General features: G+C 37.6%; 13 protein-coding genes. 2 read left to right on the top strand and 11 right to left on the bottom strand.

Annotated features, from left to right (window positions below; all coding sequences use genetic code 11):
• Positions 1–110 precede the first annotated feature (110 nt).
• The 10 genes from V7K79_RS12055 to modA (V7K79_RS12010) all read right to left on the bottom strand — a co-directional run bounded on the left by V7K79_RS12055 (position 111) and on the right by modA (V7K79_RS12010) (position 11,567).
• A complete protein-coding gene (locus V7K79_RS12055) occupies positions 111–1,163 on the bottom strand; it encodes a FecCD family ABC transporter permease (protein ID WP_335047877.1) in 1,053 nt (350 codons plus the stop codon).
• Positions 1,160–2,191: a FecCD family ABC transporter permease gene (locus V7K79_RS12050; protein WP_335047875.1), complete on the bottom strand. Its 1,032-nt coding sequence runs from the start codon at positions 2,189–2,191 to the stop codon at positions 1,160–1,162. The genes V7K79_RS12055 and V7K79_RS12050 overlap by 4 nt, the downstream gene beginning before the upstream one ends.
• Positions 2,188–2,910 (bottom strand): hypothetical protein, encoded by a 723-nt coding sequence (locus tag V7K79_RS12045; RefSeq protein ID WP_335047873.1) that lies wholly within the window; start codon positions 2,908–2,910, stop codon positions 2,188–2,190. The genes V7K79_RS12050 and V7K79_RS12045 overlap by 4 nt, the downstream gene beginning before the upstream one ends.
• A 5-nt stretch (positions 2,911–2,915) precedes the next feature.
• Positions 2,916–5,042, bottom strand: a complete 2,127-nt coding sequence (locus V7K79_RS12040; protein ID WP_335047872.1) for an acylase — start codon at positions 5,040–5,042, stop codon at positions 2,916–2,918.
• Between the two features lie 804 nt (positions 5,043–5,846).
• Positions 5,847–6,530, bottom strand: a complete 684-nt coding sequence (locus V7K79_RS12035) for a hypothetical protein (RefSeq protein WP_335047870.1) — start codon at positions 6,528–6,530, stop codon at positions 5,847–5,849.
• Between the two features lie 285 nt (positions 6,531–6,815).
• Positions 6,816–7,418, bottom strand: coding sequence for a DUF642 domain-containing protein (locus V7K79_RS12030; protein ID WP_335047868.1), 603 nt, complete (start codon positions 7,416–7,418; stop codon positions 6,816–6,818).
• A 65-nt stretch (positions 7,419–7,483) separates the two neighbouring features.
• Positions 7,484–8,338, bottom strand: coding sequence for a molybdate ABC transporter substrate-binding protein (gene modA, locus V7K79_RS12025; protein ID WP_335047866.1), 855 nt, complete (start codon positions 8,336–8,338; stop codon positions 7,484–7,486).
• 782 nt (positions 8,339–9,120) lie between these two features.
• The gene (locus V7K79_RS12020) at positions 9,121–9,768 is read right to left on the bottom strand and encodes a DUF642 domain-containing protein (protein WP_335047864.1); all 648 of its coding nucleotides are present in this window, start codon (positions 9,766–9,768) and stop codon (positions 9,121–9,123) included.
• Positions 9,769–10,026: 258 nt separating this feature from the next.
• Positions 10,027–10,647, bottom strand: coding sequence for a DUF642 domain-containing protein (locus V7K79_RS12015; protein WP_335047862.1), 621 nt, complete (start codon positions 10,645–10,647; stop codon positions 10,027–10,029).
• A 65-nt stretch (positions 10,648–10,712) separates the two neighbouring features.
• Positions 10,713–11,567, bottom strand: a complete 855-nt coding sequence (gene modA, locus V7K79_RS12010; RefSeq protein ID WP_335047860.1) for a molybdate ABC transporter substrate-binding protein — start codon at positions 11,565–11,567, stop codon at positions 10,713–10,715.
• A gap of 645 nt (positions 11,568–12,212) precedes the next feature.
• On the opposite strand from modA (V7K79_RS12010), the gene V7K79_RS12005 reads away from it, so the two are divergent.
• The gene (locus tag V7K79_RS12005) at positions 12,213–12,614 is read left to right on the top strand and encodes a fasciclin domain-containing protein (RefSeq protein ID WP_335047858.1); all 402 of its coding nucleotides are present in this window, start codon (positions 12,213–12,215) and stop codon (positions 12,612–12,614) included.
• Between the two features lie 189 nt (positions 12,615–12,803).
• Here V7K79_RS12005 and sfsA read toward each other — a convergent pair whose 3' ends face one another.
• Entirely contained in the window at positions 12,804–13,529 is a 726-nt protein-coding gene (sfsA, locus tag V7K79_RS12000; RefSeq protein WP_335047857.1) for a DNA/RNA nuclease SfsA, read from the bottom strand.
• A gap of 239 nt (positions 13,530–13,768) precedes the next feature.
• On the opposite strand from sfsA, the gene V7K79_RS11995 reads away from it, so the two are divergent.
• Entirely contained in the window at positions 13,769–14,437 is a 669-nt protein-coding gene (locus V7K79_RS11995) for a 2OG-Fe dioxygenase family protein (RefSeq protein WP_335047855.1), read from the top strand.
• Positions 14,438–14,472 lie beyond the last annotated feature (35 nt).

Below are 14,472 nucleotides of genomic sequence, written 5' to 3'. Positions count from 1 at the left end.
GGGAATCATAACTAATTACCCGAAGATGATATATTACACTATTCGCTTTTATTAATGCTACACCTAAATAAGAATTTTTTCTCTTATTATTTAGTACTAAGTATACTAAATTAAGTCAGAATTTTTCGATTCCTGATTAATAAATAAATAAAATATGGAGCACCAATCACAGCAGTAACAATTCCACAGGGAATTTCGATAGGAGCAAAAATAATTCTGCCAATAAAATCAGATAAAACCACAATTATTGCTCCTGTGATTCCCGCTACTGGAATCAAACCTTGATGATTTCCACCTACTAATTGACGGGCAATATGGGGAGCAATTAATCCTACAAATCCAATTGTTCCCGCAGTTGCTACTGCTGCGCCAGAAAGCGCTGCACTAATTAATAATAATAAACTGCGCTGCCATACCACTTTAGTACCTAAACCTTTAGCAATATCATCTCCTAAATTTAAAGCATTTAATTCTGGTGCTTTGATTAAAGCCAAAGGGACAAATATAACTAGCCAAGGTAAAAAAGCAAAAACCTGTTTCCATGTTCTACCATAAACGCTACCAGCTAACCAAACTAAAGCCTGACTGACATCGTAAATTTCACCAAATGTTACTATTAAACTAGTCAAAGCACTGGCTACAGCGGAAATTCCCACACCAACTAAAATTAAGCGAACGGGATGAAGTCCCCGATCCCACGCTAACAAGTAAATTAATAAAGATGCAACTAACGCACCCAAAAAAGCTGATAAAGGTAAAATTCCTGTTGGAAAACTTGGTAATAATACAATTACACTCACAGATGCAAGGCTTGCACCTGAATTAATTCCAATTATTCCGGGATCGGCTAAAGAATTTCGAGTTAAACTTTGCATGATTGTGCCAGAAATTGCTAAAGCTATTCCTACCAAACAAGCGGTTAAGATTCTAGGCAAACGTAGAGTATTAATTACAAAAGCATAATCAGGATTTCCTGTATCTATCCGCAGTGCAGTTTGAATTACTACTAGCGGTGGTGTTGGATATTCTCCCACTGAAGTGTTAATTACCATTGTGGCCAAGGTAATAATTATCAAGATAAATAAAATACTGGGAACTTGGTTTTGAATCCGAAAGGAAAATCCTAGTTTTGCAGAACGAAAAATCAGTGAGTTTTTCTTCATTTTTTTACTTGATATTTGGCTAAGTAAACGAAGAAGGGCGCACCAACTAAAGCTGTCATAATTCCCACGGGTATTTCTTGCGGTCGAATTAATAATCGCGCCAAAATATCGGATACTAATAGCAATATTGCCCCATAAATTGCACTATAAGGTAAAATCCAACGGTAATCTACCCCAACTACAAACCTAACTATATGAGGAATAACTAAACCAATAAATCCAATTGAACCAGCAGCAGCAACAGAACTACCTTCTAAGAGTAAAACACTGATAGCGGCAGCAATTTTTATCCATAAAGTTTGTTGCCCCAAACCTTTAGCAATATCTTCTCCCAGGCTTAAAATCGTGATTTGTCTTGCTAAAGCAAATGCCAAAATCATGCCAATACAAATGTAAGGCAATACTTGTAAAATAACACCTTTATCAATACCCGCCAAAGAACCAGCCAACCAAAAGCGAATTTCTTCCAAAGTTCTTTGACTGACTATTAAAACTCCCGTTGTTAGTGAAGTAAGTAAGCTACTAATAGCTGCACCCGCAATTGTCAAATTTAAGGGAGTTATACCGCTACGTCCCAGAGAAGCAAAAAGATAGACACTGACAACGGTGACACCTGCACCAATAAACGCATACCAAATATAAACACTTGGTGCAGATGTGCCTAATAGAAAAATACTAATGACTACAGCAAAAGCTGCACCTGCATTCACTCCCAAAATACCAGGATCGGCTAATGGGTTACGAGTTATACCCTGCATAATTGCACCAGCAGTAGACATTGCTGCACCCACTAATATTGCCAAAAGCGATCGCGGTAAGCGAACAGTTTGAATAATTAAATGTTCTCTCTTACCGTCAAACTGAATAAACGCAGTCAGTATTTGATTTAGGGGAATATCTGCTGCACCAAATGAGACGCTGAAAATTAAACAAACCAGAAGAATTAGCAATCCCACGATTAAACCCGCAACGGGAAATGTTAGGAATGACAACAATCCTCTGGCTAGTGAGTGAACCGATCTACTCATTGTTCAAATATACTGGCTTCAAGCAGTGTAATTGTTGCATGTGAAGATAAGCCAACACAAGCTGCTAGTTCTTCTAATGCCAAGCGATCGCGTGCGTTTGTATTCAGCATCTCCGTTGCAGCTGCAACATAGTCAGGATTCGCCAGGTGATTTAAAGTTCCTGGAGAATTCACGGTAGCAATCCGCTCAGTTTTTGCTCGTAAAAGGGCAAGCTGTTGCATTCGATAAGTGGCTATTTTTACAGCTTGACGGGCTTGTAAGTAAGTAAGGTAGTATTGTACAACGGCTACCCGTTTTTGCTGTTTAACTTCATGCCAGCGAGCTTCTCTGATCGGTAGTTGCTGAGTGATATTCAAAAGTTTAATCGGGTCAATTGTCATTGCGATCGCAAAACCGCGCTGACTTTCAGATGCTATTTCAGGCAAGTTGTAATCGATCTTGCTTTGAGATGGTGATAATTCTACACTTAAAACATCGGTGAAAGCACCCCATCCCATAGCAGCTTTTGCCTCCTGTACCTGCGAAGACTGATGTTGGGCGATCGCAACTAACTGCTCAATAATTTTTAGATCGCGATCGCTAATTTCTGTCTGAAGAATTTGTGGTTGATAATTATTCAGCTGTTTGTTTTCTGACAACGCTGGTAAAGGCAGACTAGTAAGTGCGATCGCCAGAACAATTTTCCAACTGTACAGACAGCCTATTAATTCATAACTCATAGCTGTCAAAAAGTTTTGCGTTCCTCCAAGTTTGCTAATACTTCTGTACGAGTTCGCCAAACAGGACGCAATTGCTTGCGAGTAAACAGTGGTAGCTGGTCAGTAATGTGGGGTGAACCGGGTTGAGTAGCGTTACCATAGCTGATCAGAGCCATTGCTTTTACTGGTTGCGAAAACTCAATGGCTGCAACATAACTATCACCAGCTACGGCTTGAAAGCGTTCACCCTTAACTGGAGCAAAATTAAGGGCGCGGAATATTCCTTCATCCCCATCGCCACCATTGGCAGGTAAATCTAAGTTTCCGCTATGCACTCGAAAGACTTCACCCCAAACAACATCTAGTTTTCCATAAGCTTTTTCGACTTTTGCTGCCGCTATTTGTAGCGCTTTCACTGCACTTTGTGGGTCTTTTAAACCATCGGGTGTGGTGCGCGGCGAGTTCTCACTCCAAGGAATACTAAAGGTTTGCTTTTGATCCATTTCTTGCCACCAAAAGGAAAACAATACCGCGCCTCGACTATCAGAATTAGCATTTCGATCCCAAGCAGCCAAAATATCAGCAGCACGACGAGCTGATTCATTGCCATATTTTTGAGCAGCAGGAATTAGGTCATCGAGGATGCGTTCTGCAAGTTCCATTTTGGTGGAATGTTTGTACTCAATCATTTTCTCAAAAGAAATTTTTGGATCTTCAGCCAGCATTTTTGCAGACCTTTGTGACCGGAAAGACATTTCTCCTCGTGGAGCCATATAAGCAGGGTAATCATCTGCTTTGATGACAGCTGGAAAAGTCGTTGTCCAAGGTGGATCGTTGGTATTTTGCAACCAACCGCTAGGCGGGTCAATTACACGCGGTAAATCTTTGTATGGGTGCATTTTTGTCCACAAAGTCTTAGATGTGTCGCCAGGAATTAAGCCTTCCCAGTATTTAAAGTCTCCTTGTTGACGAATCGGCACTAAACCGTTGAAGAAGTGCATGATGTGTCCGGCTTGGTCTGCATACATGACGGTAAACATCGGTAGTTGCAAACGTTTCAATACCTTTTGAAATTGGCTGAAGTTTTGGGAACACGCCATATCCCACCACTGTTCCAACACACCGGGACGATCTGCACCGACAACCCGTAGCGCTACAGCGAACCCATCTTTTTCTTGAACGACTGCACCGTGGACAGAACTTTTGACTAATAATGGTTGTTCGATTAACGAGCCATTTTTTTGCTTAACCTTTAACAAAAACTTTGATGTTGTAAAAGGACGGACTTTGCCATCAAAAAGATAACCATTATCAGCTAATTTCAACTTGTATACATCCCAACCATCATGGGTATTGACGGTATGAGTCCAACCCAAATGATCGTTAAAGGCGATCGCTAAAACTGGAATTCCCACTAAAGCTGCTCCAGAAGCATTCATCCCTGGCGCAGTAATTTGTGCTTCGTACCAGACAAATAAATCTGACCATAACAAGTGGGGATTTGCCAACAACATCGCTTTTCCACTGGCAGAATGTTTGGGTGCGATCGCCCAACCGTTAGAACCAGCTTTTGATGGAGTATGAGTAATATTTGCTACTTGCTCTTGATTGACAATAAAAGTAAAATCCAGCACTCTTTGCAAATGTGCCAACACATCTTCTGGTTTGACAGGTAATACTATTTTTACTTGCTCGTCAATTAAATCAGGATGGGCTTTTGCATACGTATTTATCCCAGTGGTAAAGGCATTTATATAACTACGAAAAGCTGGACTTTGTGCCTGATACCAAGAACTAGCACGATTGGGCACTCCCATCGTCAGTACCCATTTATCAGATTCTAAATACTCTTCTCCCCAGTATTCGGCTGCTTTTCCCCTAGCTTGACCATAGAGGTGCAACAGCAAGTTAGCATGACTCTGCATCTGTGCCCAACCAAACGCCTGGAAAGCACTTGGAGTATCTTTTCCGTATATATGCGGTATACCGTAAGTATCCCATAATATCTCTGTAGTTCTGGGCGCAGTTGCAAAACTATTGTTTGCCAAAACGACAACTAAAATAGCACTGAGGATAAAAGCTAAAAATCTAAATAATTTTCTTTTCAGTATTGACTGGTCAAATTGCCACAAATACACCCTAACATTCAACATAATGGTTTGATTAAATTAATTTGACTGGAAAAATTTAGTGCCTTTAATCTATGTTCCGTAACAAACCGACATAAAATCCAAATACTAATTGCATATTGATACTCATTCTCACAGTCAGTGAAAAATGTCACGTCTGATATTAATGACGCGATATATTATCAATAATGCTTAACACTAGTTATATAAACCCTCAAAAGCTATCTGCGACTAATTTGCATCTAACTCTAGTGCTATTAGGAGACATTATCATAAAGGTTACACCTGAGCAAGCTATCAAAACTTTTAAATTTTATAAATATGACTAGCGTTGTGTGAAAAATCTTTATTAATAAGTCTTTTCAAGATATAATTATAGTAAAAACAAAGTTAGATTTACTTAATTGGCACTTTGTAATCTATCTTTTGATATACTTTATAAAAATTATTTTTGAGCAAAAGATAATAATAATTTTTAATTAAAATTTACTTACTACTTTCGCTAAGTTGCTTTAGAGTCTTAAAATAATTGCAAATAGTGGCAATAATATTATAAATAGAACACGTAAAGCGATCGCATCTCAACTGCAAATTTTAGAATTAACTGGAGAGCGGGCGTTACTACTTAATCGCATCATCGGTTAACACTCGTAAGGGTAGTCTGATTCATTTACTATGGTTGCAGTGATTTGGCGACCGCGCTGAGTTAGCGGCTCTTTCATTAGAGCTACAGTTTCCACTTGGGTTTTAAGGAAGTTATTCAGTAGCACTCTGTACAATCAGGTGGGATGTGTTCTTTTCCAAAAGTTAAAAAAAGGGCTATTCTTTCTAGCTAATTGCCTTCTTTCTCTTCAGACGTATTCCCAATAATCCAGTAGTAACTATTATTCCTCTAATAGCTGATGGTTCAGGGATAGGTTTTACACTCACACTATCCAAGTATAAAAAACCATATCTAGCTCTACCACCAAACTTCAACTTTGTAGATGATTCTGTTGCCACAAAATTCAAGTCATATTGTGTGAAGGGAGTTCCAGCAATATTTGCACTATTTATTTTTTCAAAAACTTTATTTCCATCGATAAATGTATCAAAAATATTATCAACTTGACTGCCATCTTCATCCGTTCCTAAAGAGAAACTAAGATTATAGTTACTACCGATAGTCGTATCTATACTTTGGGATATGTAAGCAGGATTTACAAATGAACCAATAGCCAAACCTAAATTACCACTTTGGGGAAAATTGCTAATTTTAATTCCGGAAGTATCAATCGGATCGCCAGATTTATTCCATCCTGTAATATTGGGATTTGTAGTGTTAGGATTATTAGGATCTACAAGTGGTCCGATTTCAAATCCTCCGTTAAAAACACGGTCTTGAGTATCTAGAACATAGTTGGAATTATATTGTGCTTGCGCTACTGAAATACCAGTACCAGTAATCACAGTAGTCCTAGCTAATGTAATGGGAAAATTAAAGAGAATTGAAAGTTTTTTATTGAAATTCATGAAACTTAACTCCAAATAATCACTTCCAAATTCCGACAATTAAAACAAGTTGATAGTTACATCTATTCTAGCTCTAATTAGTGTCAAGAAAAATCAACACTTTATCCAGGTTGATAAAAGTTAGTTATTCACCATAGTTCATCTCTCGAGCAAACAATGATGGAGTTTTTTAATCAGATGAATTAAGTGGCATTCTCAACACTGTAGAGCCAGATATCGCTTGGGATTATTAAAAGAGTGATGGTTAGCTTGCGCTCTGTGGCTTATTTTTAAGTCTCAAAAGCGTCACTCACATACAGAGTTTTGCCCTAGTTTCTCTGTAGATTTGACACTCACATCATCCAAATATAAAAATGCATACTGGACTTTGGAAGCAAACCTGATCTCGGTGGATGTTTCTTTGGCTTGAAAATAAAACGTGTATTGTGTGTAGGGTTGGTAAGAAGTATTTTTTTTCGTACAAACCGGCTTTTCACGTATAAAAGCCTGAAATTGATTATTTAGGTCAGGTGCTTCCTCTGTTGATGCTAAATAGAAAGTAAGTTTGTAGTATTGATTAACGACTGTAGGGACATTCTGTGATATGTAGCTCAAGTCAGAAAATCCACCAAGCGATAAACCTTGGTTCCCAGTGTTAGCAAAATTGTCAATCCTAGTACCTGATGTATCTACCGAATTACCATTTTTAATCCATCCTGTAATATTAGGATTTGTCGCATTGGGATTATTCGGATCTACAAGAGGATCGTTTTCAAATCCCCCATTGGTAATCAGTTCTACTACTTGTGCTTGTGCTGCTGACTTATAAGTATTGACAATCACAGCAGTGTTGAAAACAGCAGTAGTTAAACTACAAAAAATAATTGAGAGCTTTTTAGTGAACTTCACAAGACATAACTCCAAATAGTTCAAAATTCACGACAGCGAGTACTTGATTGATTTACTTTCGGTAATTAAGGCAAGACAAACCCATAAGTATTCTTGAAAATATTCTGGGCAGTACTACCACTTAAGTAGGTAGAAAAACTCTGTGCTGTCGATAAAACTGTAGTTCTGGTGAGTATACCCAGTGGATAGACAATCGGATCGCTCTCTGTTGTCAGAGCAGTTTCTACGACTCTTACCTTGGTAGAAATTGCGGCATCAGTTTTGTAAACCGCACCTGCATCAATAGTTTTACTTACGCCGTTAACTACCAGAGTTTTATTTTCAACAGCAGTTAAGACATTACGCACATTACTAGCAAGGTATGTTTTCGGACTAACAGTAGTGAAAATACCTCGGCTGGTAAGAACTTGTTTGGCATAATTTCCTGCTGGTACAACTGGTGGAGTTCCTGTGTAATCACCTATAGCAATACCAGTAATGTTGGCGTTGGTCAAACCATTGAAGCTAGTCAGAGCAGCACTACCAGCACTAACTGGAGGTGTTGTCGGAGCGATCAAAACTAGACGGTTTTTGACAACGTTTTTACGGCTACCTGCGACTATTTTGCTTGGGCTTGAATTTTGTAAGACATCTAGTTGATCGGTGGCAGCAGAAATGAAAATATCTGCTGGTGCTCCTGCTTGTATTTGACTAAGTAAAGTACCAGAAGCACCAAATGTATAATTAATGGTGACACCTGGGTTAGCATTTTGGTACTGAGTTTTGATGTCATTCATCGCGTTTGTTAAGCTGACAGCCGCATACACGTTAAGTGTCGTTGCAGAGTTGGCTGGCGAGAAATTCACAAACTGAGAGCCTATTACCAGCATCATGCTGGTAACTGCTGTTGCAATCCAAGCGATAAGTCTTCTTCTTTTCATGAAAATCATAGTTCTAAGATGAAATCCCATCACTCGCATATATCGATACCTGGAAACAAAAAACCAAGCCAGAATTACCTAAAGCGTTTCCGACGGTGGAAATTGACGATTTTCCAGTAGGTTTACTTAAACAGAGAGTAAAAAGGATAGAATGATGAGATTGTACCATCAAAATAGGTAGCTACCAAATAATTTGGTAAGTAAAGCTTAACAATTGAAATATAAGATTGAAATATAAGTTCGTAGTTTTCCCAAGTCACTTGTACCAAGAAAATCCTTTTATATAAACAAAGATTAAAAGTATTGACTTAGCAGCTTTATAGCCTATATATACTAAATAGACTTGGGTAGCCAATTAAATACCAACCAAGTTTACTTCAAGCATTAGGTTGGTAATTTACTTAGAATCTGATGATAAAGTTATGAAAAAGTAATATAAAGATCGATGAATCATTCAAGTAAGGGTCTTAAATATGTTTTTTAATAAAAATACAAAGATGTTATTTTAAAAAATAGGTTATTGGCTTTTCATCTAATTGATTTTTCACCTATTTATAAAGTAAATCTATAATTTTTTTCGTCTGCTACATTCCATTTCACTGTTCTGTCAGCAATACTACTTCTGTGGGTTTGTAATTTTGACAGATTCAACTTTGTTCAGCTATTAAAAAAGTAATGCGATGTCTACAATAGGCTGTACAGTGACGCAGCTTTTTATTTTAATCATGTAGCCATCGCGTTATCATTATCTGAGAATGACGAAAAATAATTATTTTTTCTAGCTAACTAATTGCCTTTTTTTTCTTCAGCCATATTCCCAATAAACCAGCAGTAACTGCTATTCCTCCGATAGTTGATGGCTCAGGCACAGGTTTTACACTCACATTATCCAAGTATAAGAATCCATATCTATCCCAATCCCCAAACTTTAACTCTGTGGATGATGAATCTGCCGTAAAATTGAACTTATATTGCGTGTATGGTTGAAAATAAATATCTTCTAAATCAGAAATCTTATTTCCACCGACAAATGTCTGAAATTGATTATCAAGGTCAGGGGCCTCATCTATAGATGCTAAATAGTAACTAAGTTCGTATTGCTGACCAGGTAGTGTAGAAAGCGTCTGTGATATGTGGCTGAGACCTATAAATCCGCTAAGTGATAAGCCCTGATTACCACTTTGAGGAAAATTGCTGATTCTAATTCCTGATACATCCATCGGATCGCCAGATTTAGCCCAGTCTGTAATATTAGGATTTGTAACCTTGGGATTATTAGGATCTACAAGCGGATCGAGTTCAAAGTTTCCGTTTTTAACAAGTTCTGCTGCTTTTGCTGCTGCATCAGAAGTATTGGTAATCACAGCAGTACTAATTAAGGTAGTAGCAACACTAAAAACAATAATTGAGGATTTTTTCTTGAACTTCATGGAACTTAACTCCAAATAATTACTTGCAAATTATAACAATTAAAACAAGTTGATAGTTACATCGATTTTAGCTCTAGTTAGTGTCAAGAAAACCAACATTTTATTCAGTTTGATAAAAGTTAGTCATTCACCATAGTTTATCTCTCGATCAAACGATGATAGAGTTTTTTAATCAGATGAATTTAAGTGCATTCTTAACACTATAGAGCCAGATATAGCTTGGTATTTTAGAAGACTGATGGTTAGCTTGCGTGTAGCTTATTCTTCACTATCAGGAGCGTCACATACAGAGTTTTGCCCTAGTTTCTCTGTAGATTTAACACTCACATCATCCAAATATAAAAATGCATACTGGACTTTGGAAGCAAACTTGATCTCGGTGGATGTTTCTTTCGCCTTAAAATAAAACGTGTATTGTGTATAGGGTTGGTAAGAAGTATCCTTTTTCTTACAAACCTTCTTTCCACGTATAAAAACCTTAAATTTATTCTTCAGGTCAGGTGTTTCCTCTGTGGATGCTAAATAGAAAGTAAGTCGGTAGTATTGATTAACGACTGTAGGGATATTCTGTGATATGTAGCTCAAGTCAGAAAATCCACCAAGCGATAAACCTTGGTTCCCAGTGTTAGCAAAATTGTCAATTTTAGTACCTGATGTATCTACCGAATTGCCATTTTTAATCCATCCTGTAATATTAGGATTTGTCGCATTAGGATTATTCGGATCTACAAGAGGATCGTTTTCAAATCCCCCATTGGTAATCAGTTCTACTACTTGTGCTTGTGCTGCTGACTTATAAGTATTGACAATCACAGCAGTGTTGAAAACAGCAGTAGTTAAACTACAAAAAATAATTGAGAGCTTTTTAGTGAACTTCACAAGACATAACTCCAAATAGTTCAAAATTCACGACAGCGAGTACTTGATTGATTTACTTTCGGTAATTAAGGCAAGACAAACCCATAAGTATTCTTGAAAATATTCTGGGCAGTACTACCACTTAAGTAGGTAGAAAAACTCTGTGCTGTCGATAAAACTGTAGTTCTGGTGAGTATACCCAGTGGATAGACAATCGGATCGCTCTCTGTTGTCAGAGCAGTTTCTACGACTCTTACCTTGGTAGAAATTGCGGCATCAGTTTTGTAAACCGCACCTGCATCAATAGTTTTACTTACGCCGTTAACTACCAGAGTTTTATTTTCAACAGCAGTTAAGACATTACGCACATTACTAGCAAGGTATGTTTTCGGACTAACAGTAGTGAAAATACCTCGGCTGGTAAGAACTTGTTTGGCATAATTTCCTGCTGGTACAACTGGTGGAGTTCCTGTGTAATCACCTATAGCAATACCAGTAATGTTGGCGTTGGTCAAACCATTGAAGCTAGTCAGAGCAGCACTACCAGCACTAACTGGAGGTGTTGTCGGAGCGATCAAAACTAGACGGTTTTTGACAACGTTTTTACGGCTACCTGCGACTATTTTGCTTGGGCTTGAATTTTGTAAGACATCTAGTTGATCGGTGGCAGCAGAAATGAAAATATCTGCTGGTGCTCCTGCTTGTATTTGACTAAGTAAAGTACCAGAAGCACCAAATGTATAATTAATGGTGACACCTGGGTTAGCATTTTGGTACTGAGTTTTGATGTCATTCATCGCGTTTGTTAAGCTGACAGCCGCATACACGTTAAGTGTCGTTGCAGAGTTGGCTGGCGAGAAATTCACAAACTGAGAGCCTATTACCAGCATCATGCTGGTAACTGCTGTTGCAATCCAAGCGATAAGTCTTCTTCTGTTCATGAAAGTCATAGTTTGGGGAAAATATTACCTAAAAGTCTCTTTGTTGACATACCTGACTTACGCACAGGCAACAGAAATACCAACCATAGATAAATGGAAGTTAGAGAAGGTTTTGGCGTAAATCCTACGCATGATAAATTATGGAAATAGACGGGTAATCACACTAATGATTTTGGCAATTGTGATTGCCCGTTTGTTATTTCCAGGTGAAATTACACAAACAGCAAGTGAAATTTATTTGGTGATAAAATAATATCAGTTAAATATGCATTTTACCAACTTATTTGGTTATTAAATCCTGACAAAAAGTTAATGTAAGTATATTTCAGTTATATAAAAGTATTTTTGTCTAAACTTATACTGTAAACATATTTAAGACTATTTATTTAACTAACTTTATTGGTATTATTAGTACTACACTGGTAATTTTAAGTGTGTATATTTTTATACGTTATATTAAGGCGATCGCATCCAGCAATGCTCAGAAATTATCCACTTGGTATAATTCTTTCTTTGTATAAAAATATATACAACGTTTTATCGTATCAATAAAAAAAATGATTTGTCATACGCCTAGTGATAGATAGATTTTATTGAAAAAATAGTTTAGGTTTGTAACAAGTTACACATAACTAGGTAAAACACATGGCCAACATAATTGACACTGCTACTAATAATGGTTCTTTCACAACACTAGTTGCAGCAATCCAAGCAGCTGGTCTGGTAGATACACTCAAAGGGCCTGGACCATTCACCGTCTTCGCACCCACCGATGAAGCATTTAATAAGCTTCCAGCAGGTACAGTAGACGCATTACTAAAAGATACTGCGAAACTTAAGAAAATCTTGACCTATCATGTGGTATCAGGGAAAGTACTAGCTGCTGATGTAGCTAAACTAAAGACGGCTAAAACAGTTGAAGGTTCAGATGTAAAAATTGACGCTTCTAATGGCGTTAAGATCAACGATGCAAAAGTCGCAACAGCAGATGTTGCTGCTGATAACGGTGTCATCCACGTAATTGACACCGTTTTGATTCCTGCATAACCAAACGTCAGAATAGCGAATGCTATTTCTGAGGCGGCGACTATCTATAGTCGTTTGTTCATTACAGGTTGAATGTTTTTTAGCAAACATCAACTACCAACAAATCCATCTAGACAACATCTAGATGGATTTGTTGTTTTAGGCGTGTAGAAACGTTGCAATGGCTAGTTTCTCTTAAATTAGATGTAATCAAATTTTTAGTTTTGCTAAACCTAAATAACGGATACCTTCGGGGGAAATGTCAAAACGGCAAGGTAAAACTTCTAAACCGAGAGCGATCGCATCCCGCAATAATTTACCATATACAGGATCTGTGCGATCGCCAGGGGAAAATTCTGTACAATCACCCCGATTGATAAAATAAAGCATCACTGCACGAGTCAAAGGTAACAGCGCCATTAATTCTCGTAAGTGTTTTTGCCCTCTGGTAGTCTCTGTGTCAGGAAATAAAGCTAATCTCCCTTCAGACAAAGTTGTATTTTTCACTTCTAAATAAATCGGGCGCTTCTCATCACTCCCCGTCAAGAAAAAATCCACTCGACTTTTTTTATCTAGCCCATAAACTACCTCGCCTTTAATTTGGCTATAGTCGCCCAATTCTGGGAAAAGGTATTTCGCCAAAGCTAGCTTTACCACCCGATTGGGCAAAAAAGTATTTATGCCTACCCAAGTCGGCTCATTATCATGTACCTGAATTAGTTCTAAAGTGTAAGCCAATTTGCGGTTAAGATTATCGCTTTTAGAAAGTTGTACTGCACTTAGAGGTGTCGATACTCCAGTCATTGGCCCTGTATTGGGACAGTGTGCTGTCACTATTTCACCAGAAGTAAGTTGAACCTCAGCAAAAAACCGCTTGTAACGCTTGAGTAAAATACCAGGATACAAAGGTGGGTAACGGTAAAGCCAATCTATCATTATGGAACCTTGTTGCTGCTTGTAAATATACGTCGATTCTTTGACCACCGAACCCTATGTGCAAATCTTTTCAGTAGCGACTCCATTCTGTGACAAGAACTTGAGTAACTTTATATATCATAAATTGTCAATTCCTGTAGTTAAAATAACAATATTTTAACAAAAATTAGCATATAATAAATATTACAAGCCTCCCAAACAAATTCGGGAGAATCTCAATGTGCAAGGAGGTAAATCCTATGCAAAAAGTGTGGACAGAAACGGAATTAGAATATGCTTTTCTATTTACTCTCGGAAAAGTAAATTCAATCGGTCTAGAAGGTTTCAAGCCATTTTTTAGTAATATGCCTCTTGACCCTTATATCAAAGGCAATTATCGTTCCAGAAGATTATCTCGGTTCACAGTCTCTGGAAATCAGTTAATAAAATTACCTCATGGCGTGTTTTTTCAAAGTAAAGAGTATAATCGATTAGCGGGAAACGTAAAAAGAGAGTTTGCAGAATTAGATGATGCACTCATAGAACTTGATATTTTCAAAAATCTTGTTTTGGCATTTAGTGATTCTTGTAAACTTCATCCTGAAGCTGAAATCGGAGTTCATCAAATTAGAATTAGTTGTACTCCAGAGAATTTTGGTAATCCAGCGCCTGAAGGCATCCATCAAGATGGCACTGATTCTATTGGCATATTTTCAGTAAATAGAGAGAATATTCAAGGTGGAGAAACACATCTGTATACTGCCAAAAAAGAAAAACCTGTATTTAGCAAAATTCTAAATCCGGGAGAACTCCTATTGATTAATGACCACGAGTTTTTCCACTACGCTAATCCTATAAAACCACAAACTGAGGCTCAAGGAAATTGGGATGTTTTTGTTCTAACTTCTCCTAGCTTGCTTTCGGAATAATGTTAGTGGGATAATTTAGGACTCAAAAAGCAGAA

It is taken from the genome of Nostoc sp., from assembly GCF_036917575.1.
In the GTDB taxonomy this organism is placed as follows: domain Bacteria; phylum Cyanobacteriota; class Cyanobacteriia; order Cyanobacteriales; family Nostocaceae; genus Nostoc.
This window is presented reverse-complemented; position numbering and strand designations above follow the sequence as displayed.